The organism is Streptococcus sp. DD12 (assembly GCF_001578885.1).
In the GTDB taxonomy this organism is placed as follows: Bacteria; Bacillota; Bacilli; order Lactobacillales; family Streptococcaceae; genus Streptococcus.
This window is the reverse complement of the sequence record NZ_KQ969495.1, coordinates 789,123-815,354: the sequence shown is the minus strand read 5'-3', so window position 1 is coordinate 815,354 and position 26,232 is coordinate 789,123. Positions and strand designations below refer to the sequence as shown.

The window sequence follows — 26,232 nt, the reverse complement described above, 5'->3', positions numbered from 1 at the left end:
GGAGAAAATCCTTTCTAGATAAAGACCAGAAAGCCTTTCTGGTCTTTTTTTGTCTCTCGAAAGCCGGCTTATTTTATGGTATAATGACAGCATGTTAATCATAGATGACCAATTATTGGCGATTGAAGAGGCCACCAATCGTGTCATATCGGCCTTAAAGCAAAGCCCAGAATATCAAGCCTATCAGGCGACACAAGCAGCTATCGAAGCTGATCTTGTCTTGCAGGACAAGGTGGCACAGTTTGAGGAAACCAAACAAGCCTACGAGGAGATTGAGGCCTATCGGGATATTTTACCTGAAGCGCGTACCCTAAGACGGGATTTGTTTCAGTTGAAGCGTGAGCTTGACCTTTACCCTCTGGTCGGGCAACTCCGTCAAGATGAAAATGCCTTGCAAGAGGTCTTAGCCAAGGTGACACAAGCACTTGCGATGGCAGTTGACCCCTCTATCTTTGTGGATACAGGCTTGCCATTTGCTCCCCGCCGAAAACCTCATCATCAGGCCAAGTCTCCCCAACCTGTCAAACGTAAAGGAGGAAAAGATGCTAGCCCTACCCACCCGTGAGAAACTCATCGTTTACCTAAAACACCGCCGTGATATTCGCAAAATTCGAAAATTTGGTGACTGCCTTTACCAGTCACAGGCCATGAACTATGTTGTTCTTTATGTGGACGCAGAGAAATACCAAACCACCATTGATAAATTAGAAGCCTTGCCTTGTGTGACCAAGGTCTTGCCTTCTTATTATAAAGAGGTGGATAGGGATTTTGTCGGTAGTTTAGAACGCGATAATTAAAATGAGGCTGTTGAATCGGAGCGCTCCTATTAAGGAAGCGTTTTTATTCGGTCTCTAACCTTGACAATTGTCAGATAATTCAGTATTCTTTTAGAAGACCTTTTAAGAAACTATTAAGGAGTAGTACATATGAACAAAAAGCTAACACTCGGCTTTGGTGTCGCAGTCGTTATCGCTGTTTTAGCTGCCCTAGCGTTTACTGTCGGGAATAAAAAACCTGACGAAACGGCTAGTGCCACAGGGACACCGATTGGAAATACCATTAAAATTGGTGTCAACCTGGAATTAACCGGGGCGGTTGCTGCCTACGGAACCGTTGCCCAAAAAGGGGTTCAATTAGCCACGGAAGAAATCAATGCCAATGGCGGTGTCAACGGCAAGAAAATCCAGTTGGTCACCAAAGACAATAAGTCAGATAATGCAGAAGCCTCAACGGCTACAACAAACTTGGCCATTCGTTCCAAGGTCAATGCTATTATCGGGCCAATGACCTCTGGTGCGACAGCTGCGGCCTCTCTGAATGCCCAAAAAACAGGTGTGCCTTTGTTGACACCAGCAGGGACACAAGATGACTTGACCGTATCTGGTGGTAAGACCAAGCAGTTCGTCTTTCGGGCGACTTTCCAAGACAGCTTCCAAGGGAAGGTCTTGGCTCAGTATGCTTTTGATAACCTTAATGCCAAACGTGTGGTTCTCTACTATGATAACTCCAGTGACTATGCCAAAGGGATTGCCCAAGCCTTCCAAAAGGCCTACAAAGGCCAAATCGTTTCTACAGCAACCTTTGCTTCTGGGGATAAAGATTTCCAATCCGCTTTGACTAAATTCAAAGATTTGGATTACGATGCCATTGTCATGCCTGGTTACTATACAGAAACAGGGATTATCACCAAACAAGCGCGTGATATGGGGATTGACAAGCCTATTTTAGGACCTGATGGATTTAGTGACGCCACCTTCATTCAGTTGGCTGGTGCAGCTAATACCAATAATGTCTACTATGTTTCTGGTTACTCAACCAAAACAAGCCTGTCCCAAAAGGCGGATGATTTCATTAAAAATTATCAAGCCAAATACGGCGAAGAGCCTAACATGTTTGCTGCTTTGGCCTATGATTCGGTATACATGATTGCTGATGCTGCTAAACACGCCAATGACTCGGTTGAATTAGCTAATAATTTGGCAAAACTCAAAGGGTTCCAAGGGGTTACAGGTGAAATGACCATTGATGCCCAACACAACCCAATTAAGACGGCCTTGATGGTTCGTATGAAAGATGGTAAAGAAGATACGGCAACAGCCGTTACCGTTGCAAAATAAGATCTGAATGTAAAGAAAGTTTGGTAGCTTATGTTTTTACAACAATTGCCCCAACAGCTGGTGAATGGGATTATCCTAGGAAGTGTCTATGCACTTCTGGCCCTAGGTTACACCATGGTGTATGGGATTATTAAATTGATTAACTTCGCCCACGGCGATATTTATATGGTAGGGGCCTTTGTCGGTTACTACATTATCTCTTTTTGGCATTTGCCTTTTTGGTTGGCACTCGTCATTACAATGGCAGCGACGGCTTGCTTGGGGATGCTGATTGAATACTTGGCTTATCGTCCTTTGCGAAACTCGCCTCGGATTTCTGTCTTGATTACAGCCATTGGGGTTTCCTTCTTCCTAGAATATGGGATGGTCTTTTTGGTCGGTGCCAACACCCGTTCTTTCCCACAGGTGATTAAGACACAACAATACAATCTTGGTATCTTTACGGTAAGTAATATCCAAGTCCTGATTTTGGCGGTGACCTTGCTCTTGATGGTTGCCTTGCAGTTGATTGTGCAAAAGACAAAGATGGGGAAAGCCATGCGTGCGGTTTCTGTTGATAGTGATGCGGCACAGTTGATGGGGATTAATGTCAACTCAACCATTAGTTTCACCTTTGCTTTAGGTTCTGCCTTGGCTGGTGCTGGTGGTGTCTTGATTGGTTTGTACTACAATTCCTTAGAACCTTTGATGGGAATGACCCCAGGGATTAAAGCCTTTGTGGCGGCCGTTTTAGGTGGTATTGGTTTGATTCCAGGTGCAGCGATTGGTGGTTTCTTGATTGGTATTTTGGAAACCTTGGCAAATGCCTTGAACCTGTCAAGTTTTCGTGACTTGGTCGTTTATGCCGTCTTTATCATCATCCTTTTAGTCCGTCCTGCAGGGCTTTTGGGCAAAAACGTGAAAGAGAAGGTGTAGGCAATGAGAAAAAATCTAAAAGTAAATGTCGCCTGGTTGGCCATCTTCGTGGTGCTCTATCTGATCATCCAAGGCTTGGTTTCAGCTGGTGTCTTAGACATGTATTATATCCAAATCATGATGGGAATCGGGATTTCTATCTTGATGGGGTTAGGAACCAACTTGGTCCTTGGCTTTTCAGGACAGTTTACCCTTGGACAAGCTGGGTTTATGGCCATCGGGGCTTATGCAACAGCTATTTTGACCCAGTACGAGGGCTTCAATACCTATAATGGGTTTTACCTGTCCATGCTAATCGGTGTGGCTATTGCAGCGCTTTTGGCCTTGGTCTTCGGGATTCCAACCTTGCGTCTGAAAGGGGACTACCTCGCCATTGCAACTTTGGGGATGGCTGAAATCATCCGGATTGTTATCGTCAATGGTGGCACCATCACTAACGGTGCTGCAGGTTTGACAGGAACTCTGCCTTACACAACCTGGCCTGTTGTCTTTCTCTTTGTTGTCGTGATTACGATTTTAGTGCTGAACCTCTTGCGTTCAGCAACAGGACGTCAAATCATTTCAGTTCGTGAGGATGAAATTGCTGCCGAGTCCATGGGGGTTAATGTTACCAAGATGAAGGTTATCACTTTTGTTGTTGGTGCCATGATTTCTGCTGTAGCAGGTTCCCTTTATGTGGGTTACATTGGAACCGTTGTTCCCAAAGATTTCACCATCATGAAATCAATCGATTACTTGATTGTGGCCGTTTTAGGAGGGCTGGGTTCTATCACCGGAACCATTTTAGCAGCCATTGTTTTGGGCGTTCTCAACATGTTCTTGCAAGACGTGTCCAACATTCGGATGATTATCTATTCATTGGCCCTAATCCTTATCATGATTTTCCGTCCAAGCGGACTTTTAGGAACCAAAGAATTCTATCTTTCTCGTTTCTTTAATAAAACTAACCAAAAGGAGGGCAAAGAAAATGGCGCTTCTTGATGTGCAACATTTGACAAAAGAGTTTGGTGGTCTGACCGCCGTTGGTGATGTGACTATTGAGCTCAATAAAGGGGAATTGGTCGGTTTGATTGGCCCTAATGGTGCTGGTAAAACGACACTCTTTAACCTTTTAACAGGTGTTTATGAACCTACCAGTGGTAGCGTTGTTTTGGATGGCACCACGCTTAATGGCAAAACACCATCTAAGATTGCCTCTTTAGGACTTTCGCGAACCTTTCAAAATATCCGTCTGTTCAAGGACATGACCGTTATCGAAAATGTTTTGGTTGGCATGAGCAATAAGCATTCCAATCATTTCTTTGAAAGTTTGGTGCGTGGGCCTGGCTACTATGACAGCGAAGTTGAGTTACATGACCGTGCTCTGAAATTGCTAGCTATCTTTGATTTGGACAAGGACGCTCAGACCCTGGCGAAGAACTTGCCTTATGGCCAACAACGCCGTTTAGAAATCGTGCGTGCCTTGGCAACTGAACCTAAGATTCTCTTCTTGGATGAGCCAGCAGCTGGGATGAACCCGCAAGAAACGGCTGAATTAACCGCCTTAATTCGTCAAATTCAACGTGAGTTTGACATTACCATCATGTTGATTGAACATGATATGAGCCTGGTTATGGAAGTCACAGAGCGTATCTACGTGCTTGAGTACGGCCGTCTCATTGCCCACGGCACACCTGAAGAAATCCGGAACAACAAACGCGTTATTGAAGCTTATCTAGGAGGTGAAGCCTAATGGCTATGTTAGAAGTGTCAAACTTAGACGTCCATTACGGCGTCATCCAAGCGGTCAAAGACGTTAGCTTCCAGGTGGAAGAAGGACAGGTTGTCTCTTTGATTGGAGCCAATGGTGCTGGTAAAACCAGTATCTTGCGGACCATCTCTGGTCTTGTTCGCCCAAGTTCAGGGACTATTCGTTTTGAAGGACAAGAAATTCAAAAATTACCTGCACGAAAAATCGTTAAAGATGGCTTGTCACAAGTTCCAGAAGGACGACATGTCTTTGCTGGTCTGACGGTTATGGAAAACCTTGAAATGGGTGCCTTCCTCAACAACAACCGGGAGCAAAACCAAGCCAACCTTAAGAAAATCTTTTCACGTTTTCCACGTTTGGAAGAACGTAAAAATCAAGATGCAGCGACCCTTTCTGGCGGGGAGCAACAGATGCTTGCCATGGGACGCGCTCTGATGAGCCAACCCAAACTTCTTCTCTTGGATGAACCTTCTATGGGACTTGCCCCTATCTTTATCCAAGAAATTTTCGACATCATTCAGGATATCCAAAAACAAGGAACAACTGTTCTCTTGATTGAGCAAAACGCCAACAAGGCCCTCAGCATCTCTGATCAGGCCTATGTTTTGGAGACAGGTAAGATTACCATGTCTGGTACAGGTCAAGAACTATTGACATCTGATGAAGTCCGTAAAGCTTACTTGGGTGGCTAATCTTTCTAACGCTAAATCAGATGAATGATTTTTGTCTAGAGTGGAACAGCCAACTAAATGGTGTTGACATTTAGGCCTGTTTCACTTTTTTTGTGAAAAAGAGGGACTCATCACTCGTTGTCACCCGACAGAATAGCCCCTTAACTGTTGGAAAATGTTATAATAAAGAAAAAAGGAGAAAAAGCATGGCTGTAAAAGATTACATGACCAAGAAAGTCGTTTATGTGTCACCAGATACAACGGTGGCGCACGCGACGGATATCATGCGGGAAAAAAGTTTGCGACGCCTACCAGTGATTGAAAATGATAAATTGGTCGGCCTTGTGACGGAAAATACGATCAATGAGGCTAGCCCCTCTAAAGCATCTAGTCTTTCAATTTATGAAATGAATTATTTGCTCAATAAAACAAAAATTCGTGATGTCATGATTCGTGATGTTGTCACCGTATCTCCTTATGCTGAACTAGAAGAGGCTGTCTATGAAATGATTCAGCATAATGTTGGTGTCCTGCCAGTTGTTGAGGGTGACCAAGTTTATGGTATCATTACCGACAAAGATATTTTCAAGGCCTTCTTGGAGATTGCAGGCTTTGGTCAAGCAGGGATTCGCATTTCGCTCTTGAGTGATGACTCCATCGGTGTTCTGGAAAAAGTGACGGATATCTTGGTGGCTCAAGAACTCAATATCAAGCGCATCGTTGCTAGCACCCGAAAATCTGGAAAGGTAGCGATTGAAATCCAAGTTGAAGGCAGCTGCGACCATGCCACTCTGCAACAAGCTATCACAGCGCAAGGCTTAGAAGTAGAAGCGATTACCACTACCCAAGCTAAAGCAGATTTTTAAGGCCAAAAGAACCTGTAGCCAGGTTCTTTTTTGTGTACCTTAAGCGTAGATAGGCCTGTGAGAGGTGAGAGGGGATGGTACTAAGTATTAGTAAAGTTACTTGTATTTAAGGACAACACTTCTTCTAAGCCAGTTTGTTATATGCTATAATGGTGTCATGGAATCATTAAAAAAGAGTCAAGTGGCTTTACAACCTTTCACGAAATGGACAGGTGGGAAACGTCAATTACTGTCGGTGATCAAATCACTTATGCCAGAAAAATATAACAATTATTTTGAACCATTTGTCGGGGGTGGTGCTTTATTTTTTGACTTAGCTCCGGAGATAGCTTATATAAATGATTTGAATGGTGAATTAATTAACTGCTACCAGCAGATTAAAGACAACCCTTCTGGTTTAATCGAATTATTAGTTAGTCATAAAGTGAATAACTCGAAGGAATATTATTTAGACTTGCGTTCGGCAGATAGAGATGGTCGTCTTAATTTAATGTCAGATACAGAACGGGCCGCTCGTATTTTGTATATGTTGAGAGTTGATTTCAATGGCCTGTATCGTGTTAATTCAAAAAATCAGTTTAACGTTCCCTATGGACGTTACAAGAATCCTAAAATTGTTGATGAACCACTAATTTTAGCAATATCTGATTATTTAAATCATAATGCAATTACAATTTTAAATAACGATTTTGAAACAGCAGTTGAGAAGGTTAAGACTGGTGATTTTGTCTATTTTGATCCTCCCTATATACCTTTGTCTGAGACAAGCGCTTTTACATCATATACGCATGAAGGTTTTTCTTATGAAGACCAAGTTCGGCTTAGAGACACTTTTAAGAAGTTAGATGAAAAAGGAGCATATGTTATGCTATCTAATTCGTCAAGCCCACTTGTTAGAGAGCTTTATAAAGAGTTCCAAATTTATACGGTAGAAGCCACTAGAACAAATGGGGCAAAGTCAACCAGTCGAGGGAAAATTTCAGAAATTATCGTTACAAATTATGAAAAATAACGAATTCAAGTATGGAGGTGTATTAATGACCAAACCATACTATCATAAAGACCAGTCCATTCTTATTCATGCGGATACATTTGAGTTTCTATCGAAAATGAAACCAGAAAGTATGGATATGATTTTTGCAGACCCACCTTATTTTTTAAGTAATGGAGGGATTTCCAATTCAGGAGGAAAAGTTGTTTCGGTAAACAAGGGAGACTGGGATAAGGTCGACTCCTTAGACGAAAAACATGCGTTTAATCGGAGGTGGATTCAATTAGCTAAGCAGGTTCTAAAACCGAATGGAACTATTTGGATCTCAGGAAGTTTCCACAATATCTATTCAGTTGGTATGGCTTTGGAACAAGAAGGATTTAAAATTCTCAATAATATCACTTGGCAGAAGACTAACCCAGCACCTAATTTATCTTGCCGCTATTTTACCCATTCAACAGAAACTATTTTATGGGCAAGGAAGGATGAAAAAAAAGCTCGCCACTATTATAATTATGACTTGATGAAAGAATTGAACGAGGGCAAGCAAATGAAAGACGTGTGGACAGGGTCGCTAACCAAGCGGTCTGAAAAGTGGGCTGGTAAACACCCAACACAAAAACCAGAGTATCTTTTGGAGCGAATTATATTAGCATCTACTCGAGAAAATGATTATATTTTGGACCCATTTGTTGGCAGTGGTACCACAGGAGTTGTAGCAAAAAGATTTAAGCGCAGATTTATTGGCATTGATGCTGAAAAAGAATATTTGGAGATTGCAAAGACAAGACTGGAGAAAGAAGCATGATTAAAGGTAGTGTTGGTGGGGCAAATACTAAAACAGGTTTGGAATTTGAATTAAAAACAGATTTCCCGACATTTTTAGGTAAGCAGTCAGGATACCGTATTGAAAACATTGATTACAATACAATAAGGAGAAAAACTGGCGAAATTGTTAAAGGTACTAAACTCAGAACAAAACCTCTTCGTTGGAGAATTAGTTTTTTAGATGAGGAAGTTGGACAAATTTTCCAAAAGGAAGGGCTTTATCGTTATTTTGACGAAATTGATGGCTATGATTATACAAAAATTGTATCAGCTAAACTATTACCTGATGAGGCGATATTTGTAATTAATAAAAATACAGTTTATATTGTGGAAAAGAAAACTCAAAGTGACGGTGGAAGTGTGGATGAAAAATTGCAAACTTGCGACTTTAAGTTGAAACAGTACAAAAAACTTTTCTCTCCTCTGAATAAAGAAGTTTTCTATTGCTATTTATTGGATAAAGCTTGATTCAAACAACCAAGATATAAAGATGTTTTAGATTATATCATTAGTGTTGGGTGTAAATATTATTTTAATTATATTCCACTAGATGCTATAGGTTTGCCGTTGCCGTTAGAGGAGAATAAGAAATGAACTTAAATGATTATGCAATAAAGACATCTAGAGAGAGATTAGATATATTTTTAACTTCATTGTCTGTAACTAATCGTACTCCAGAATACTATGTGAATTGGGAAAAAGTGGAAAGTAAGACGAAGGAATACGAACTTGAATTAAATACCCTCAATTATTTAATTGGCAAAGAAAATATTCGTGACGAAGCTCAAAACTTATTCTCGAAGCAACCAGAATTACTGAGAGCAATTCCGAGTTTAATAGCCAGTAGAGAGAAGGTTCTTGATATTCTCATAGTCGATGATTATGATAATATGGATTTTGAACAACTTAGCTTTAAAAAAATCGATAGTACTCGAATACAAGATTACCTTGATTTTATAGAACAGTCGGGTTTGCTTGATTTTTTGCAAAATAAGGCTAATCGTTCTTTAGTTGACTATGTTTATGGTGTAGAGGCAGGATTAGATAGCAACGCCCGAAAAAATCGAAGTGGAACAACTATGGAAGGTATTTTAGAACGTCATGTTGCTAAATTAGCAAATGAGTTGGGATTGGAATGGAAAGCTCAAGCCACTGCTCTATTCATTAAAGAGAATTGGAATATTGACGTTCCTGTTGATAAGTCCGAAAGAAGATTTGATGTCGCTGTGTACTCAAAAGAGAAACATAAAGTTTGGCTAATTGAAACGAATTACTACGGTGGAGGCGGTAGCAAGTTAAAAGCTGTTGCTGGCGAATTTACAGAACTTAGTCAATTTGTTACTACATCAAATGACGCTATTGAATTTGTTTGGGTGACTGATGGTCAAGGGTGGAAAACAGCGCACCTGCCTCTATCTGAAGCATTTGGACATATTCAAAATATTTTTAATTTGAACATGTTGAAAGAAGGCTACCTTTCTGAATTATTAGAGAACTAATATAGAAAAAGCTACAACATTTCTGTCCCTGTTATGTAATAATACTGTGTTTTACCCTCATTCCCAATGATTCATCTGCGAGTGATAGACTTGGGCGTTTTGTCCTAGTTTTTTTGCAATTTCTTCTTGACAAGAGTGGCGAAAGTGGTAGAATAGTAAATGAAAATTCGTTGATTTAACTCAAACCTGTTATGATTTAAGTTAACGAGTGACATGCAACCAGGTTGTTTGCTGAGTTTACTCCGAGCAACCTGGTTTTCTTTTTTGACATGAAAAGGGATGAAGAGATGGATATTGAAGCCTTAAGCCAACAGAATCACCGAAGCGATAGTGGGCAAAACCATGTCGTTCTTTTTGAACCGCAAATTCCTGCCAATACAGGAAATATTGCGCGGACTTGTGCCGCAACCAACAGCCCCCTGCACATCATTCGACCAATGGGGTTTCCGATTGATGATAAGAAAATGAAGCGGGCTGGTCTGGACTATTGGGATAAGTTAGATGTGCGATTCTATGATAGTTTAGATGAGTTTTTAGAGCAGGTCGAAGGACAGGTTCATCTGGTGACTAAATTTGCCACTAAAACCTATGCAGAGGTGTCCTATCAGGGTCAAGGAGACCATTATTTTGTCTTTGGGCGTGAAGATAAGGGGCTCCCTGAAGCATTTATGCGGGCTCATGAAGCTTGGTGCGTGCGGATTCCCATGAATGATGCACACGTACGGAGTCTTAATGTCTCCAATACAGTATGTATGGTTATTTATGAAGCCCTGCGTCAACAAGATTTTCCGCAGTTGGAAAAGACGCACACGTATAGTGGCGATAAGCTTAAGTAAGGCAGGCTACTTTAGGAAAACCTTTTACGATAGGCTATTTTTATGGTAAAATGAAGGGTGAAAGCAAAGGAGAATCTCATTATGACTGAAGAACTGAAAAGTCTCCGCCATCGTTCTAAGATTTACGACAGCATGGTTAAGTCACCTAACCGTGCCATGCTGCGTGCAACAGGAATGACCGACAAAGACTTTGAAACACCAATTGTCGGAGTTATTTCAACTTGGGCAGAAAACACGCCGTGTAACATCCACTTGCATGACTTTGGAAAAATCGCTAAAGAAGGTGTCAAGCAAGGGGGCGGTTGGCCTGTTCAGTATGGAACCATTACCGTAGCTGATGGGATTGCCATGGGGACACCAGGGATGCGTTTTTCACTGACCTCGCGTGACATCATCGCTGACTCTATCGAAGCTGCTATGGGCGGACACAATGTGGATGCCTTTGTGGCTATCGGTGGCTGTGATAAGAACATGCCTGGCTCTGCCATTGCCATTGCCAACATGGATATCCCTGCTATCTTTGCTTACGGTGGAACTATCGCACCAGGAAATCTGGACGGTAAGGACATTGACTTGGTCTCTGTTTTTGAAGGGGTGGGTCACTGGAACCACGGAGATATGACCGCAGAAGAAGTCAAAGAGCTTGAGTGTAATGCCTGTCCTGGCCCTGGTGGTTGTGGGGGTATGTATACAGCTAATACCATGGCAACAGCCCTTGAAGTTATCGGAATCAGCTTGCCAGGTTCTTCATCACATCCAGCTGAATCTCCTGAGAAAAAAGCGGACATCGAGGAAGCTGGTCGTGCGGTCCTTAAGATGCTTGAGTTAGGGATTAAACCATCTGACATCATGACCCGTGAAGCCTTCGAAGATGCCATCACTGTAACCATGGCCTTGGGTGGGTCTACCAATGCAACCCTGCACTTGTTGGCTATTGCCCATGCCGCAAATGTTGACCTCAGTTTGGATGACTTTAACGTCATCCAAGAGCGCGTGCCTCACTTGGCCGATTTGAAACCATCTGGTCAGTATGTCTTCCAAGACCTTTACAATGTCGGTGGTGTGCCAGCTGTCATGCGTTACCTTTTAGCGAATGGCTTCTTGCATGGTGACCGGATTACCTGTACAGGTAAAACCGTTGCTGAAAACTTGGCTGACTTTGATGATTTGACACCAGGTCAAAAAGTCATCATGCCATTGGACAAACCAAAACGTGCCGATGGTCCGCTCATCATCTTGCATGGTAACCTAGCCCCTGATGGCGCCGTAGCCAAGGTTTCTGGGGTTAAGGTTCGTAACCATACCGGCCCAGCTAAGGTATTTGACTCTGAAGAAGATGCCATCGAAGCTGTTCTGGCCGATGAAGTGGTGGATGGCGATGTGGTTGTTGTCCGCTTTGTAGGGCCTAAGGGTGGTCCTGGTATGCCGGAAATGCTGTCTCTGTCTTCTATCATTGTTGGTAAGGGACAAGGGGACAAGGTTGCCCTCTTGACAGATGGTCGTTTCTCTGGTGGAACTTATGGTCTGGTTGTTGGTCACATTGCGCCTGAAGCACAGGTTGGTGGACCGATTGCTTACCTGAGAACTGGCGATATGGTCACCGTAGACCAAGATACCAAAGAAATCACAATGGCTGTTTCCGAGGAAGAGCTGGAAAGACGTAAGGCTGAAACGGTCCTGCCACCACTTTACAGCCGTGGGGTTCTTGGTAAATATGCACACATCGTATCATCTGCTTCTAAGGGAGCTGTCACAGACTTTTGGAAACCTGAAGAAACAGGAAAAGCATAAGCAAGTAATGAAAAAGTGATTTGAAGATAAGTCAAATCACTTTTTTTCTGTCTAAAAATCCAATCCAGTCTGGGGAATGCCTTTCAAAACCAAGATTTTTAAGTCAATTTTTCCATGACAAAAGCTTGTGAGTATCCACTAGCTCCATAATGCAGACAAACTTATTTTATTGGTTGAGTCTGTGCAAGTCTGCGAATAAACCCAGTTTTTATAGGCAAGACTTCTCTTGTATGAAAAAAACGCTTAAAACATTTCTGTTTCAAGCGTTTGGGAAGGTTGAGCCAAAGGGAAGTTTTCAAAGACTTGGTCTTGTAGACAATTAGCCTTTAGCTGAGATGGTTAGGGTGCCATCTACCATGTCGGCAGAGAGTTCCTTAACTTCTGGGTTGTCCAAGTAGAAGTCGGTTACCTTGTCGCGGATTTGACCTTCGATAACCCGACGCAATGGGCGGGCTCCCATAGTTTCATCATAACCTTCTTCGATGAGGAAGGCCTTGGCATCTTCTGACACTTCCAAATGAATGTCTTTTTTAGCCAAGGTTTTGTTGACTTCATTGAGCATGAGTTCAACGATTTCCTTAAGGTCTTCCTTGGTCAAGTGTGTGAATTCAATCACGCCATTGAAGCGGTTGAGGAATTCAGGGCGGAAGTAAGGTTTGATGCGGTCCATGATGGCTTGGTCCTTGTCCTCGTCCCCTGTCAAGTGTTCGTTACCAAAGCCAGCGTTTGAAGTGGCGATGATGACGGTGTTTTTAAAGTTGACGGTGTTTCCTTGACCGTCTGTCAAGTGACCGTCATCTAAAACTTGTAAAAGAAGGGTGATGACTTGAGGATCGGCCTTTTCAATCTCGTCCAAGAGCACGATAGAGTAAGGATTACGACGGACCCGTTCGGTCAGGGTGTTATTGTTGTCATCATAGCCGACATAACCAGCGGTTGTACCAATCAATTTGGAAACGGCTGTGCGGTCTGAGTATTCAGACATGTCCAGACGGATGATGGCATCCTTGGAGCCAAACATATCCAAAGCAAGTTGTTTGGCCAACTCTGTCTTACCAACACCAGTAGGTCCGACAAAGAGGAAGGAGCCGATAGGGCGGTTACCTTCGCTAAAGCCGGCACGGTTACGGCGGATGGCCCGAGCAACAGCTTCGACAGCTTCGTCTTGACCAATTACCTTGCCTTTAAGCCGGCTGTTGAGCTCTTTGAGGCGTTCGATATCGCTAGCGCCCATCTTAGATACAGGAACACCTGTCAAACGTTCCACGGACTCAGCGACATCATTAACAGTCGCTGTCACCTTTTGGTTTTCGGTGTGGTTAGCGATTTTGGCTTCGAGCTCTTGGATGCGAACTTTGGCTTCGAGGGCTTTTTCGTAGTCCTCTTTTTCAGCCGCCTGCTCTTGTTTTGCTTTTTCTTTTTCGATTTGGTTTTCGATGCTGGCAATGTCAGTGACTGGGTGTTGTGCTGCCAAGTGGGCAGCTGTCATATCAACCAAGTCAATGGCCTTGTCAGGCAAGCTCCGTTGTGGGATGTACTGAACAGACAAGTCCACAGCCGCTTTAAGCACTTCATCAGGCAGGACGATATTGTGGTGGTCTTCGTAGAGGCTACGAATGCCTTTTAGAATTTCCAGAGTATCGCTAGCAGATGGTGCATTGACCTTGACTTCGTTGAAGCGACGGGCTAGAGCAGCGTTTTTGAGAATGGTGTTACGGTATTCGTCTTGGGTGGTTGCCCCGATGACGGTCAACTCACCCCGAGAAAGGGCAGGTTTTAAGATATCTGCCAAGCCTTTAGACCCCTGACCATCCCCAGTGCTTCCAGCGCCGAGGATTTGGTGGATTTCATCAAAGAAGAGGATGATGTTGCCAGCGTCCTTGACTTCTTTTACCAAATTTTGGATATTTTCTTCGAAACTGCCTCGGTACTGAGTGCCTGCTTCAAGACCGGAAATGTCAATGGAAATGATTTCCTTGCCCTTGACAGCTGCTGGGACGTCACCATTGACAATAGCTTGTGCCAAACCTTCAACGACAGCGGTTTTACCAACCCCGGCATCACCTACTAAAACAGGGTTGTTTTTAGTACGACGCGCCAAAATTTCAGCAGTTTCTTGGATTTCCTTATTGCGTCCAATGACGGGGTCCAGGTTGCCTTGGCGGGCTTCCTCAGTCAGGTTAGTTCCTAGTTTTGCTAAAATACCATCTTCTTTGACAGCTTGTGGTGCTTGGCTTTGTGCTGTAGCACTAGCTGGAAGCTTGCCTGTTTGACGGTAGACTTCGAATTCTTCTGGTGTGATTTCACGACCGTTAACCAAATAGCGACGGCTTTCTGTGTTGTAGCCACCCGTATTGGCCATCAGTTGGTTGAAGATGTCATCCATCCGACCGAAAGGATCATTAGAATAAAAATTGTTTGCCATAAGTTGTTACCTCGTTTATTTCAATATTAATAAGTTGTTGTTTTTATTAAAAGCTTCTAATCAAGCTTTCTGACTATAGTCTACCATCTAAAAATTACAACGTCAAGTGAAAAGTTAGAAAAAGTTAATTTTTTTAAAATGCTATTTGAAAGTCCTAAATAGAGCTTTTACTTATAGAAAACCCTGAATTTTTTACGGTTAAAAGTAAAATCATCTTGTTTTAGTTGTTCGTTTTGCATGGGGATGATTAAGAGATAAAGGGTAAAAAAATGAGAGAGAAAGCAATCATGAAAGCCTCAATGCAATCAATTTCAGCTTCCCTTGATGTGTCAGTTTATGGGGGGCGGCTTGTCAAAAAAAGCTGTTCGGCAAAGCGAGCCCAAAAGGCCAGCAAGAAGTCAGTGGTCAAGCAACAGGTCTAGTTGTGTCGCATCTTATCAGGAAGTCAGTCGTTCTAGTCAAGCAAAAGCACCAGAGCTTGCATTAGAAAATCAGCCCTCATCTCAACAAGTAGCCCCTGGGCTAACCCAAGCTAGTGGGGTGGCGTTGACCATCATTGCAGCTGGTGATGACAGCTCAGGAGTAGAAGCTGGACCAATGCCGAGGGTGATAGTCTTCCCTTTAGTGCACAGGGGTTGCAGCCTGACAGTAGGATTCTTAAAGCAAAGGGGAGAACTAGGGGGTGGCTCTATTTCCCTAGCTTCCTGTCAATGCCCCAGTAGGAAATGTTATGTTGGCGCTGATTCCAGCAGGCTCTCGGCGAAAGTGGTGCATTTTACAGCCAAGTGGCTATCCTTAGTGGCCAGAGGACAGCTTCTGAAGAAAGGCCTTATTAGTGCAGTGCTTACTCTTAAATAAAATTCAGTCCTAAGTCTGATGACAGCTCGTGAGAGAAAGTCTATACTAGAAAAAAAGTAAGGAAGGTAAAGAGAGTGGGACCCTATTACCGTTTGCGAAAAGGACGCTGGTTTTTTGGCGTTGTGGCTGGCTTAGCTGATAAGTTTGGCTGGGATGTTTCGATTGCACGTTTGATTATTGCTTTATTTATAATTTTTAGCCATTATGGTATTATTATTTATCTTGTCTTGGGCTTATGTTTGCCTTATAAGGAAGATGAAAAACCAAAATACACTTCAAATGGTGGGCGTCGGAAGGATGCTGAGGTTATAGATGATGAAGAGTAGGAAAATGACTGAAAAAATATTAATTTTAAGGTGAGCTCTTGCAATTTTCTGAATTTTCTTGTAGAATAAAGAAAATACAATAAGCGATGAGAGAAATGAAATAAAGGCCCCTAAACAGAGAGCGTCTATGCGGTGAAAGGACGTTGGCCTTTAGAAGACACCTTCTTGAGCGCCTAAGCGAAAAGCTCTTGTTTGAGCCTATTAGCCTAGGACGGTTCCTCCCGTTACGAGGGTAGAGTTAGCCAAAAGAGCTAACTCGCTGAGGGTCAGCAGGTGACTGCTGTCCGAAGGAAGGTGGCACCACGTCTTTAGCGTCCTTGCGTTTGCGAGGGCGCTTTTTGTCTTTTAGAAAGGAATAGCCATGGAAATCAAAGGTTTACGCCAAATTGCCCCATATGTTGCTGGAGCACAGCCTAATGAAAAAGAGATGATTAAGCTCAATACCAATGAGAATGCTTATGGGCCGAGCGCTGCCGTCATGCAAGCCTTAACAAGCTTTGATGCGGATCAGCTCAAACGCTACTCTAGCCTAGACCAAGCGCCACTTCGAGAAGCCTTGGGGCAAGTGCATGGGCTTCCGGCAGAAGCTTTCATCATTGGGAATGGGTCAGATGATATCCTTTCGATGGCTTTTCAGGCTTTCTTTAACAGTGAGGCGCCTGTGCTCTTTCCCGATTTGACCTATGGCTTTTATAAGGTTTGGGCGGACCTTTACCATATTCCTTATGAAGAGGTCCCCTTGGCTGAGGACTTTAGCCTGGATTTGTCCGCTTACGAGGACAGGCCCTGTGGGGGAGTGGTGTTGACCAACCCCAATGCGCCAACGGGCCGCTATAAGGATTGGACAGAGATTGAAGCCTTTGTGGCCCGACATGCAGATATCGTAGTTATCGTGGATGAGGCCTATATTAATTTTGGTGGCCAATCGGTGATTTCTCTGGTTAAGACATATGACAATTTGTTTGTGACACGGACCTTTTCAAAGGATGCTTCTTTGGCTGGTTTGCGGGTTGGCTATGGGGTCTGTGGCCCTCGTCTGATGAAAGTGATTACTGCTGTCAAAAATAGTATCAATCCCTACAATGTCAACATGTTGTCTGAAAGATTAGCCACGGCAGCCGTCCAGTCTTGGGACTATTACGCCGACAATTGTCAAAAAATAGCAGAAACACGTGACGGCTTTAGTCAGGACTTGAGGCAACTGGGCTATGAGGTTCTGCCGTCTTTGACCAATTTTGTCTTGGTAAAGCCTAAGGGGGCTTCTGCCAAAGCGGTTTTTGAACATCTGCAAGCAAACAAGATTTATGTGCGATACTTTCCCAAAATTGATCGCATAGCGGATTATTTACGGATTTCCATTGGCTTGCCTGAGGAAATGGCGACCCTCGTTCGCACTTTAGAGGAGTTAAACACATGAAAAAAACAACTTTGCCAACAGGCATGCACGATAAATTGTTCAAACGGGCACGCATGACCTATCAGATGGAGCGGTCAATCAGTGATTTGCTTATGGCAGACGGTTTTCACCGTATAGAGACCCCAACTTTGGAACATTTCGAGGTCTTTAGCGACCAGGTTGAGCGAAACCATTACAACTTGTTTGACCAACAGGGGGAACTTTTAGCCTTGCGGCCGGACGTCACCAGTCAGATTGGGCGCGTGATTGCCTCTACGCAAGTTGAGACCCCCATCAAGTTTTCTTATTCCGGTAAGGTATTTACCTACAATGAAGAACTGCGAGGTTTAGAAAATGAGCACACGCAAGCCGGCGTGGAAATCATTGGCTATCCGGTAGACAAAGCTCTGCCTGAAGCCATTTTATCTGCCAAGGAAGCCTTGGAAGTTGCTCAAGTGCCTGCTTATCGGTTTGAGTTTTCGCATGCGGGAGTTTTACAGACGATTTTTGACCAGTTGCAGTTGGATGCTGAAAAGAGTGCCTATCTCTATCAGGCCATCAAGGACAAAAATATCACGCAATTGACTATGTTTACAAAGGAACACCCCAGTGTCTTTTCGCCTTTCCTTCAAGAGTTGCCTTATCTCTTTGGGGAGAGCCAGACAGTTCTGAAACGGGCCCGAGATTTGGTACAGGACCAGCAGGTTTTGTCGGCGCTGTCAGATTTGGAGCTTCTCTTGCTCAAGTTAGACAAAGATTTAGGGACCACCAATGTGGATTTGGGGCAGATTCCCACCATGCCTTATTATACGGGGGTTATGTTTAAGGTCTTTGGCGATGCTGCGCCGGATGCCTTTGTGTCAGGGGGGCGGTATGACCAACTCTTTGAACGTTTTGGCGCCCACGAACTCACTGCAGTGGGCTGGGCCATTGATATTGACCTGGTCTACCAAGCGGTACATGCACACATGGAAAATGGAGGTGCCCAATGACTGAACAAGTAACCATTGCCCTCACCAAAGGCCGTATTGAAAAAGACACGGTGAAGTTGTTAGAAAAGGCTGGCTTTGACTTGTCTTTTATGGCAGAAAAAGGGCGTAATCTGATTTTTGAAAGCCCAGATAAACGTTTTCGGTTTTTACTCGTCAAAGCACCGGATGTGACGACCTATGTTCGCCACGGGGTAGCTGATATCGGTGTTGTGGGCAAGGATGTCCTCATCGAGCACCCTTCTGGCTATCTTGAGATGCTAGACCTTAACTTCGGGCGCTGTAAATTTTCAGTCGCTTCGACAGATGACTATGCCCCAGGTGACCATAAGCGCAAACGGATTGCCACCAAGTACCCAACTGTCGCCCGAGACTTTTTCAATAAAAAAGGGGAAGATGTGGAGATTATCTCCATACAGGGTTCGGTTGAGATTGCCCCAGTGATTGGCTTGGCTGATGCGATCGTTGATATTGTAGAAACGGGCAATACCTTGGTAGCGAATGGGCTTAAAGTGTATGAAGATATTTGTCGCATCTCGGCTCGGCTCATCGTTAACCAAGCTGCCCTGAAAAATAATGCAGACATTATGCCTTTCATCGAAAAAATAAAGGCCGTTGTCGGCACAGAGGAGGTACCTTTTCAATGAAACGATTAACTGGAAGTAACCAAGAAATTTCTGACTTGCTTTATCAAGAACAACTCGAGTTGAGCAAGGAGAACCGTAATGTTGACGAGACGGTACGGGCGATTTTAGAGGATGTCCGTGTCAATGGGGACAAGGCCTTGCGGCAGTATTCGGAAAAATTTGACCAGATTTTGGTCGATGATTTTCTCATATCCGAAGCCACTATCCAAGAGGCATTTGACCGTGTGGATGCAGAAGCCTTGACAGCTTTAGAAGAAGCCAAGGCTAATATTGAGAGTTACCACCGCCATCAGTTGGAGACAGGTTTTGAAGACCAGCCAGAGCCAGGGATTGTCCGTGGGCAATTGATTCGTCCCATCGAACGGGTTGGGGTTTATGTGCCAGGAGGTACAGCTGCCTACCCTTCTTCGGTCCTCATGAATGTCATCCCTGCTAAGCTCGCAGGGGTCAAAGAAATCATTATGATTACCCCGCCTCAGAAAACCTATGTGCCAGCGATTTTAGTGGCTGCGCGCCTGGCAGGTGTGGATAAGATTTATCAGGTCGGTGGAGCGCAAGGGATTGCAGCCTTGGCCTATGGGACAGCCTCTATTCCGCGTGTGGATAAGATTACAGGACCTGGAAACATCTTCGTGGCTACGGCTAAAAAACAGGTCTTTGGTTTAGTCGGGATTGACATGATTGCAGGGCCCTCTGAAATTGGCGTTATTGCAGATAGCAGTGCCAATGCCCGCTATGTGGCAGCCGATCTCTTGTCGCAAGCCGAACACGACGTGCGTGCTCGGGCGATTTTGGTGACGGATTCTGAGGCCTTGGCTGATGCGGTTGAGGCTGAGATTGAACACCAACTTGGCCAACTCCCTCGGGAAGCTATTGCGCGGCCATCCATTGAAAATAACGGGCGTATCATTATTGCGCCTGATAAGGCATCCATGTTTGATTTGATGAACCTTGTGGCGCCTGAGCATTTGGAAATTGCCATGGAGGATGCCTATGATTATTTGGACCATGTAGAGAATGCGGGTTCTGTCTTTTTGGGACACTTTACCAGTGAGCCGATTGGGGATTATTATGCCGGGGCTAACCATGTCCTGCCGACAACCAGTACCAGTCGCTTTTCATCAGCCTTGGGTGTGCATGATTTTGTCAAGCGTATCCAGTATACCCAGTATGATCAGGCTGCGGTCAATCGGTCGGAAAAAGCCATTACAACCTTGGCCTATGCGGAAGGTTTAGCGGCCCATGCCAAGGCCATCGAGGTGCGTAATGACAGCAATTAAAGGACTTTTGGTCATGGATGTGGATTCGACCCTCATCCAAGAAGAGGTTATCGACCTTTTAGGTGAAAAAGCGGGCCTTGGTCCTCAAGTAGCCGATATTACCGAGCGGGCTATGCGGGGGGAATTGGATTTTCGCCAAGCCCTAGCAGAGCGCGTCGCCTTGCTCAAAGGGTTACCAGAGCGTATCTTTGAAGAGGTTTATCAAGAATTGCACTTTACCCAGGGAGCCAAGGCTTTGGTTACTGCCCTGCATGACCGTGGCTACAAGGTTGGTCTTGTGTCAGGTGGCTTTCATGAGACCGTTGACCGTCTTGCTGCGGAAGCTGGTTGTGACTACGCTGTGGCCAACCGTTTGGAAGTTGTTAATGGCCTCTTAACTGGGCGAACGCTTGGAGAGGTTGTCACCAAAGAGACCAAACTCAAGCAACTCAAGACCTGGGCGGCAGAAAATGGCTTAGACATGAGCCAGACCGTAGCTATGGGAGATGGAGCCAACGACCTGCCTATGATTCAGGCAGCAGGCATTGGCATTGCCTTTTGTGCAAAACCCATTGTGCGAGAACAAGCCCCCTACCAAATCACAGAACCGGACCTGTACCAGGCCCTAGCCATCATTGACGAGGTAACACATCTATGAGACAAGCAGAAATATCACGTGAAACGTTTGAAACCAAGATCCAACTTGCGCTAAATTTAGATCAACAAGAACCGGTGGATATCCAGACGGGTGTTGGCTTTTTTGACCACATGCTGACCCTCTTTGCTCGCCATGGGCGCCTGTCCTTGGTCGTCAAGGCTGAAGGTGACCTTTGGGTTGATAGCCACCACACGGTGGAAGATGTCGGCATTGTTTTGGGTCAAGCTATCTTAGAGGCTTTGGGAGATAAGGCTGGGATTAACCGCTATGGCACGGCTTTTGTGCCGATGGATGAAACCTTGGGCATGGCGAGTTTAGACTTGTCTGGTCGCTCTTATTTGGTTTTTGATGCCGTTTTTGACAATCCGAAATTGGGTAATTTTGATACGGAGCTTGTCGAAGAATTTTTCACTGCTTTGGCATTTAACCTACGCATGAACCTACATTTAAAAATTCTGCATGGCAAAAATACCCATCACAAGGCAGAGAGTCTCTTTAAAGCCACGGGGCGTGCGCTTCGCGAAGCGATTACCATAAATCCTGAGATTCATGGGGTCAACTCAACCAAGGGGAGCCTATGATGATAGTCGTTATTGATTACGATGCGGGAAACACAGCCAACGTTTTGCGGGCCTTGAGGGAAATCGGCGTCTCAGCAGAGTTGACAGCGGACCCACAAAAAATTGCGCAGGCAGATGGGCTCATCTTGCCGGGTGTTGGTGCCTTTCCAACTGCTATGGCAATCTTAGAAGACCGTGGTTTAGTTGCAACAATCAAAACAGCCGTTGCACAAGGCACACCGCTTTTGGGGATTTGTTTGGGCATGCAGTTGCTCTTAGATAGCAGTCTGGAACATGGGCAAACGGCAGGACTGGGGCTTATTCCGGGTGTTTGTCGCCCTATTCCCGCCCAGCCGGGTTTTCCAGTGCCACACATGGGCTGGAATGACCTCCATGTCCTACAAGAAACCGCTCTGACTCAAGGGTTAGCTAAGCAAGATGTCTATTTTGTCCATTCTTACTATACGGACGTAGAGACGACCTATTTGGATGCGACGGCGACTTACAGTTTACCGGTGCCGGCTATGATTTCTAAGGGCAAGGTTTTTGGTTGCCAGTTTCATCCTGAAAAGTCAGGGCAGACAGGTCTCGGCATCCTGCAAGCTTTTGTCGGCTTATGTGGCCAGGACAAAGACTAAAGAATCTGGCTGACTGTTGAGGAAAATCGTTCTTTAAAACAGACAGGTCAACTGTCTCAGAAACCGTATTTTCTTCACCAATAGATAGAAAGGAAATGAGTTCGCGCTAAAAGTTCGGGATTTAGATAGCTTGTCAGAAAAATCAGGATTTTTCGCCAAGCTTCTAAAATCTATCCACTTTTTAAACGCTCTCACATCTTAATTATGCAAATTTTACCTGCGATTGATATTAAGGACGGGCAGGCTGTCCGTTTGTTTAAGGGGGATTTTTCGCAAAAAACAGTGGTTAATCCCGATGTTATGGAGCAAGCTAAGATTTTTAAGGCTGCTGGCATTGCCTTTATCCATGTGGTAGACCTCGACGGAGCCTTGGATGGACGAGCTACTAATCGAGATTTGATTGCTGAGATTAAGTCAGCAACAGGGCTTGGTATTGAGGTCGGAGGTGGTATTCGCACCTTGGACCAGATTGCGGACTATCTAGCGGTTGGGATTGACCGTGTCATCATCGGTTCCATGGCCGTCAAGGCCCCTGACTTTGTTCAGGCGGCCATAGAGCGCTTTGGTGCGGACCGAATCGTGGTCGGCATTGATGCTAAAAATGGTATGGTGGCTACCGAAGGTTGGTTAGAGACCAGCAATGTGGACTTCATCACTCTGGCTAAAAAGATGGAAAGCATGGGCGTAGAACTCTTTGTGTATACAGATGTGGACCGCGATGGGACGTTGACGGGGCCTAATTTTGCGCACTACCAACAGCTGGTTGCGGCATTATCCACTGCCAAGGTCATTGCATCAGGTGGCATTGCCCAACTCAGCGACCTGGAAAAGCTTCAGGAAATTGGTGTGGCAGGTACCATCGTTGGCAAGGCTTATTACAATGGGAACATTAGTCTGGAAGAGCTCCAGCAGTTTGGAGGCGGACATGCTTAAAAACGGATTATTCCTTGCTTGGATGTCAAGGATGGTCGTGTGGTCAAGGGGGTTAATTTTGTTAACCTGACGGATGTGGGTGACCCTGTTGATTCGGCGCGTGCCTATTATGAGGCAGGGTGTGATGAATTGGTTTTTCTTGACATCACCGCAACGAGCGATCAGAGGCAGACCACCGTTGATATGGTAAGGCGCGTGGCAGATCAAGTCTTCATCCCTTTTACAGTAGGTGGCGGTATCCGCTCGGTTGACGACATGAATCAGATGCTCAAAGCAGGGGCTGACAAGGTTGCTGTCAATTCCTCGGCCTTAGCCAATCCCCAACTCATCAAGGATTGCGCTGAAAAATTCGGCAATCAGTGTGTGGTTGTGGCCATTGACGCTAAGCGCCAAGCTGATGGCAACTGGCATGTCTATGTGGCAGGTGGCCGTAAGGATACTGGTCGCGACCTTTTGACTTGGGCCAAAGAAGCCGTCAGTCTGGGAGCAGGTGAGATTCTCCTCACTTCTATGGACAAAGACGGGACCAAATCAGGATTTGACCTAGAAATGCTCAATGCCGTGGCCGATGTTGTCGATGTTCCTCTCATTGCTTCAGGTGGTGCAGGCAATGTGCCTGACATGGTTGAAGTGTTTGAAAAAACCTCTGCAACGGGCGCCCTTGCTGCCTCCATTTTCCACTATGGCGAGGTCAAAATTTCTGATGTTAAAACAGCTCTGGCAGCCCACGAGTTGGAGGTACGGCTATGAGTTCGGTAGAGATTGATTTTGCAAAGCAAGGTGGGCTAGTGCCTGTTATTGTTACGGACCATGAGACCAAGGAAGTGCTCATGTTGGCCTATATGAATCAAGAGGCCTTTGAAAAAACCTTGGCGCTTGGTCAGATGGTTTACTGGAGTCGTAGCCGCAAAGAGCTCTGGCACAAGGGGGCTACCAGTGGCCATTACCAACATGTCAAGAGCTTAAAAATCGACTGTGACCAAGATACCTTGTTGGCCAGTGTTGTTCAGGAGGGAGCGGCCTGTCATACAGGTGCCCATTCCTGCTTTTTCACAACTATCCCCTTAGGGGATGACAAGCAATAGAAAGAAGACCCTATGTTAGAATCATTGTATCAAGAGGCGCTCGATCGCAAAGCCAACCCCAAAGAAGGTTCTTACACTAATTACCTTTACAAGAAGGGCTTGGATAAAATCCTCAAAAAGGTCGGCGAAGAGGCGACAGAAGTTGTTGTGGCTGCTAAAAATGCAGACAAAGAAGAGATTGCCAATGAAACGGCTGACCTCCTCTACCATTTGGCTGTCATGCTGGCAGATACGGGGGTCTCACCTAGCGATGTCCAAGCTGTTTTAGATGCCCGTCAGGGAAAAGCCTCTCGCATTCATGACCGGCCTGAAATCACAGACTACTAAGTTATGCGTTTAGAAACCATTAATCATGTGGCGATTTTAGTGCGGGACTATGCTAAAAGTCGTGATTTTTATGTCAATATCCTAGGCTTTGACGTGCTGGCTGAACATCGCCGGCCAGACCGTGGGGATATCAAGTTGGACTTGGTGTCAGGCGACATTCGCCTAGAAATCTTTGGCCCAGATACTGAGGTGGATGGGGCGCCAATTCCCCCAGAAAGGCCCTCCTATCCCGAGGCTGCAGGCTTGAGGCACCTAGCTTTTACCACTGCAGATATTGAAGCCAGTCGAGAGGAACTCCTAGGTCAGGGAGTGCGGGTGGAGCCCATCCGCTATGATAGCTTTACCGGGGAAAAGATGACCTTTTTCTTTGACCCTGACGGCCTCCCCCTAGAATTACACGAATAAAAAGAAAAACCGTCTGAGACTTGGTCTCAGGCGGTTTGTTTTCGCTAGTCATGGGGCGTGTTTTTAGTTACATATTGTTCCAGACACCTGTACTAATGGACATGTTAACATTTTCTTCTCTAAGGGGAGTGTAAACTTGATTGCTTGTGATATCTCCACTTGGAACGCCTTCCCCAGTTATTTTGATACCAGAAGTCAAATTATCAGCATCGATTAAAATCCCTGCTGCCTTAAGGTGTACCCGAATCATTTCAGCAAATGCCGTTGGTGTGTAATCCACGCCATTCCAGTGGATAATCAGATTTTGCTCAATGCTTTCAGCAGTTTCCCCCGAATAGGTAATCGGACTTCCGATAGGTCCTTGGGACTCGAACACCGTGTAGCTGTAGCTGTACTTATAATAGTCTATATAGTCATCAGGCATCCTATAAGTGCTACCTGCCGGGAATAAACTAGGGATTGCTTTATCTGCGGTGATGGTTGGTGTTAAGACCTGCCCCTTATAAGTGACTACTGGAGCTCCAAGGATACGAAAATAAATATCGCCATATAGGTTGTCTGGATGGGCTAAAGAGAAGCCATTATTAGGGATAATCTGGTCAATAGTAAGCGCCAAATTAAGGCGATAGGTCCCCACTTTCTCATAAACATAGGTCACTGTCTGGGTGCCGTCGATGACCTTGCCGGTCGTTGCGGCTGAGCCTGTAGCCATCTCTTTGAACTGGTAGCCTTCGATGGTCTTTTGCTCGGTGGTGTAGTCAGTGTCGACATCTGCTTCGTCAGCCACGGTCACACTATCTGCGATGGTATTTCCTTCGGTGTCCACATAGTGGGCAATGACAGTTCCTGACGGGATAGAAAGGGCGCCGACATAGTGGTAACCCGCGATGGCAGGTGGTGTGATGACGGTGTCTGTGGCCACCAACTCTGCTTCCTTGAGCACGGTGCCTGAGTAGGCCTTGGCCACGCTAGTCCCCAGACCCAGAGCACCTGTCGCTGCGAGGACAAGAAGCAAGCCCTTGGCGCTGGTGGTCTTTCTGCGGAAGACGAGAAAGAGGGCGCCCCCGATGCAGACGAGCCCAATCAGAGACAAGCCAGCAATCGTTTTTTCACCTGTTTCTGGCAGGAAGCCCTCTTGGGGCTTAGAGGGTGAAGTAGCGCTAGAGGCTCCCGTCGCTGACGGCGTGCTAGCATTTGACGAAGGTGATGACTCCGGTGTCTGGTCCTTGGCATAGACCAGCTTGTAGCGCCAGTTGGACTTGACGGCTTCATTGGCGTCCAGTTGGCGGACCTGGGCTTTTTCCGCACTATCTAGGCTGTCGTAGTCGACATAGGCCATGTTGGGCCCACTCTTAGTAGCAGTGGCTAGGCCTGACCAGTCGGCCGCCGCCACTCGTGAGGAAAGGGTTAGCGAGAGAAGCAAAGCAAAGAGCGCTAACCCGAATCGAGACCACAAGGCTTT

Annotated in this window: 29 protein-coding genes; 27 read left to right on the top strand and 2 right to left on the bottom strand. The window is 45.2% G+C overall.

All coding sequences use genetic code 11. From position 1 onward, the window contains the following. Nucleotides 1-91 precede the first annotated feature (91 nt). The 14 genes from STRDD12_RS03765 (at nt 92) to ilvD (ending at nt 12,264) form a co-directional block, all read left to right on the top strand. Nucleotides 92-565 (top strand): YlbF/YmcA family competence regulator, encoded by a 474-nt coding sequence (locus STRDD12_RS03765; RefSeq protein ID WP_066915288.1) that lies wholly within the window; start codon nt 92-94, stop codon nt 563-565. Next, a complete protein-coding gene (locus STRDD12_RS03760; RefSeq protein WP_066915286.1) occupies nt 543-797 on the top strand; it encodes a DUF2129 domain-containing protein in 255 nt (84 codons plus the stop codon). Before STRDD12_RS03765 ends, STRDD12_RS03760 begins: the two co-directional genes overlap by 23 nt. Before the next feature lie 129 nt (nt 798-926). Continuing rightward, the gene (locus tag STRDD12_RS03755) at nt 927-2,117 is read left to right on the top strand and encodes an ABC transporter substrate-binding protein (RefSeq protein WP_066915285.1); all 1,191 of its coding nucleotides are present in this window, start codon (nt 927-929) and stop codon (nt 2,115-2,117) included. Nucleotides 2,118-2,147: 30 nt separating this feature from the next. After that, the gene (locus tag STRDD12_RS03750; protein WP_066915284.1) at nt 2,148-3,032 is read left to right on the top strand and encodes a branched-chain amino acid ABC transporter permease; all 885 of its coding nucleotides are present in this window, start codon (nt 2,148-2,150) and stop codon (nt 3,030-3,032) included. 3 nt (nt 3,033-3,035) lie between these two features. Beyond that, on the top strand, nt 3,036-4,013 hold the full coding sequence (locus STRDD12_RS03745) for a branched-chain amino acid ABC transporter permease (protein WP_066915282.1): 978 nt from the start codon (nt 3,036-3,038) through the stop codon (nt 4,011-4,013). Further along, nucleotides 4,000-4,764, top strand: coding sequence for an ABC transporter ATP-binding protein (locus STRDD12_RS03740; protein WP_066915280.1), 765 nt, complete (start codon nt 4,000-4,002; stop codon nt 4,762-4,764). The genes STRDD12_RS03745 and STRDD12_RS03740 overlap by 14 nt, the downstream gene beginning before the upstream one ends. Continuing rightward, nucleotides 4,764-5,474, top strand: a complete 711-nt coding sequence (locus STRDD12_RS03735; RefSeq protein WP_066915278.1) for an ABC transporter ATP-binding protein — start codon at nt 4,764-4,766, stop codon at nt 5,472-5,474. The genes STRDD12_RS03740 and STRDD12_RS03735 overlap by 1 nt, the downstream gene beginning before the upstream one ends. Before the next feature lie 185 nt (nt 5,475-5,659). After that, nucleotides 5,660-6,319 carry a CBS domain-containing protein gene (locus STRDD12_RS03730; protein ID WP_066915276.1) on the top strand — a complete coding sequence of 220 codons (660 nt, stop codon included), beginning with the start codon at nt 5,660-5,662 and terminating at the stop codon, nt 6,317-6,319. A 157-nt stretch (nt 6,320-6,476) separates the two neighbouring features. Beyond that, nucleotides 6,477-7,331, top strand: a complete 855-nt coding sequence (locus tag STRDD12_RS03725) for a DNA adenine methylase (protein WP_066915274.1) — start codon at nt 6,477-6,479, stop codon at nt 7,329-7,331. Beyond that, nucleotides 7,321-8,118, top strand: coding sequence for a DNA-methyltransferase (locus STRDD12_RS03720; RefSeq protein WP_066915272.1), 798 nt, complete (start codon nt 7,321-7,323; stop codon nt 8,116-8,118). The genes STRDD12_RS03725 and STRDD12_RS03720 overlap by 11 nt, the downstream gene beginning before the upstream one ends. Then, the gene (locus STRDD12_RS03715; RefSeq protein WP_231853442.1) at nt 8,115-8,606 is read left to right on the top strand and encodes a hypothetical protein; all 492 of its coding nucleotides are present in this window, start codon (nt 8,115-8,117) and stop codon (nt 8,604-8,606) included. Before STRDD12_RS03720 ends, STRDD12_RS03715 begins: the two co-directional genes overlap by 4 nt. A 122-nt stretch (nt 8,607-8,728) precedes the next feature. After that, nucleotides 8,729-9,637, top strand: a complete 909-nt coding sequence (locus tag STRDD12_RS03710) for a type II restriction endonuclease (RefSeq protein ID WP_066915270.1) — start codon at nt 8,729-8,731, stop codon at nt 9,635-9,637. Between the two features lie 287 nt (nt 9,638-9,924). After that, nucleotides 9,925-10,473, top strand: coding sequence for a tRNA (cytidine(34)-2'-O)-methyltransferase (locus STRDD12_RS03705; protein WP_066915268.1), 549 nt, complete (start codon nt 9,925-9,927; stop codon nt 10,471-10,473). An 81-nt stretch (nt 10,474-10,554) separates the two neighbouring features. Beyond that, entirely contained in the window at nt 10,555-12,264 is a 1,710-nt protein-coding gene (gene ilvD / locus STRDD12_RS03700) for a dihydroxy-acid dehydratase (RefSeq protein ID WP_066915266.1), read from the top strand. A 319-nt stretch (nt 12,265-12,583) separates the two neighbouring features. Here ilvD and STRDD12_RS03695 read toward each other — a convergent pair whose 3' ends face one another. Continuing rightward, on the bottom strand, nt 12,584-14,689 hold the full coding sequence (locus STRDD12_RS03695; protein WP_066915264.1) for an ATP-dependent Clp protease ATP-binding subunit: 2,106 nt from the start codon (nt 14,687-14,689) through the stop codon (nt 12,584-12,586). A gap of 932 nt (nt 14,690-15,621) precedes the next feature. Here STRDD12_RS03695 and STRDD12_RS03690 point away from each other — a divergent pair. The 13 genes from STRDD12_RS03690 to gloA2 all read left to right on the top strand — a co-directional run bounded on the left by STRDD12_RS03690 (nt 15,622) and on the right by gloA2 (nt 24,770). After that, nucleotides 15,622-15,873, top strand: a complete 252-nt coding sequence (locus tag STRDD12_RS03690) for a PspC domain-containing protein (protein WP_066915262.1) — start codon at nt 15,622-15,624, stop codon at nt 15,871-15,873. A gap of 361 nt (nt 15,874-16,234) precedes the next feature. Next, a complete protein-coding gene (gene hisC / locus STRDD12_RS03685) occupies nt 16,235-17,290 on the top strand; it encodes a histidinol-phosphate transaminase (protein ID WP_066915260.1) in 1,056 nt (351 codons plus the stop codon). Next, nucleotides 17,287-18,261: an ATP phosphoribosyltransferase regulatory subunit gene (locus tag STRDD12_RS03680; protein WP_066915258.1), complete on the top strand. Its 975-nt coding sequence runs from the start codon at nt 17,287-17,289 to the stop codon at nt 18,259-18,261. The genes hisC and STRDD12_RS03680 overlap by 4 nt, the downstream gene beginning before the upstream one ends. Further along, nucleotides 18,258-18,905, top strand: a complete 648-nt coding sequence (hisG, locus tag STRDD12_RS03675) for an ATP phosphoribosyltransferase (RefSeq protein ID WP_066915256.1) — start codon at nt 18,258-18,260, stop codon at nt 18,903-18,905. The genes STRDD12_RS03680 and hisG overlap by 4 nt, the downstream gene beginning before the upstream one ends. Beyond that, nucleotides 18,902-20,185: a histidinol dehydrogenase gene (hisD, locus tag STRDD12_RS03670; protein ID WP_066915254.1), complete on the top strand. Its 1,284-nt coding sequence runs from the start codon at nt 18,902-18,904 to the stop codon at nt 20,183-20,185. The genes hisG and hisD overlap by 4 nt, the downstream gene beginning before the upstream one ends. After that, nucleotides 20,172-20,822 carry a phosphoserine phosphatase SerB gene (gene serB / locus STRDD12_RS03665; protein WP_066915252.1) on the top strand — a complete coding sequence of 217 codons (651 nt, stop codon included), beginning with the start codon at nt 20,172-20,174 and terminating at the stop codon, nt 20,820-20,822. Before hisD ends, serB begins: the two co-directional genes overlap by 14 nt. Next, entirely contained in the window at nt 20,819-21,403 is a 585-nt protein-coding gene (hisB, locus tag STRDD12_RS03660; protein ID WP_066915250.1) for an imidazoleglycerol-phosphate dehydratase HisB, read from the top strand. The genes serB and hisB overlap by 4 nt, the downstream gene beginning before the upstream one ends. Then, nucleotides 21,400-22,020, top strand: a complete 621-nt coding sequence (gene hisH / locus STRDD12_RS03655) for an imidazole glycerol phosphate synthase subunit HisH (RefSeq protein ID WP_066915248.1) — start codon at nt 21,400-21,402, stop codon at nt 22,018-22,020. Before hisB ends, hisH begins: the two co-directional genes overlap by 4 nt. Nucleotides 22,021-22,224: 204 nt before the next feature. Next, on the top strand, nt 22,225-22,953 hold the full coding sequence (gene hisA, locus STRDD12_RS03650) for a 1-(5-phosphoribosyl)-5-[(5-phosphoribosylamino)methylideneamino]imidazole-4-carboxamide isomerase (RefSeq protein ID WP_066915246.1): 729 nt from the start codon (nt 22,225-22,227) through the stop codon (nt 22,951-22,953). Between the two features lie 6 nt (nt 22,954-22,959). Continuing rightward, a complete protein-coding gene (hisF, locus tag STRDD12_RS03645) occupies nt 22,960-23,703 on the top strand; it encodes an imidazole glycerol phosphate synthase subunit HisF (protein ID WP_066915244.1) in 744 nt (247 codons plus the stop codon). Continuing rightward, nucleotides 23,700-24,038, top strand: coding sequence for a phosphoribosyl-AMP cyclohydrolase (gene hisI, locus STRDD12_RS08345; protein ID WP_066915241.1), 339 nt, complete (start codon nt 23,700-23,702; stop codon nt 24,036-24,038). The genes hisF and hisI overlap by 4 nt, the downstream gene beginning before the upstream one ends. 12 nt (nt 24,039-24,050) lie before the next feature. Then, entirely contained in the window at nt 24,051-24,365 is a 315-nt protein-coding gene (gene hisE, locus STRDD12_RS08340) for a phosphoribosyl-ATP diphosphatase (RefSeq protein ID WP_066915239.1), read from the top strand. Nucleotides 24,366-24,368: 3 nt separating this feature from the next. After that, complete coding sequence (gloA2, locus tag STRDD12_RS03630) at nt 24,369-24,770, top strand: SMU1112c/YaeR family gloxylase I-like metalloprotein (RefSeq protein ID WP_066915237.1); 402 nt, start codon at nt 24,369-24,371, stop codon at nt 24,768-24,770. A 67-nt stretch (nt 24,771-24,837) separates the two neighbouring features. Here the strand turns inward: gloA2 and STRDD12_RS03625 are convergent. Next, on the bottom strand, nt 24,838-26,232 hold a 1,395-nt coding region (locus tag STRDD12_RS03625), incomplete at its 5' end, for a MucBP domain-containing protein (protein ID WP_231853441.1).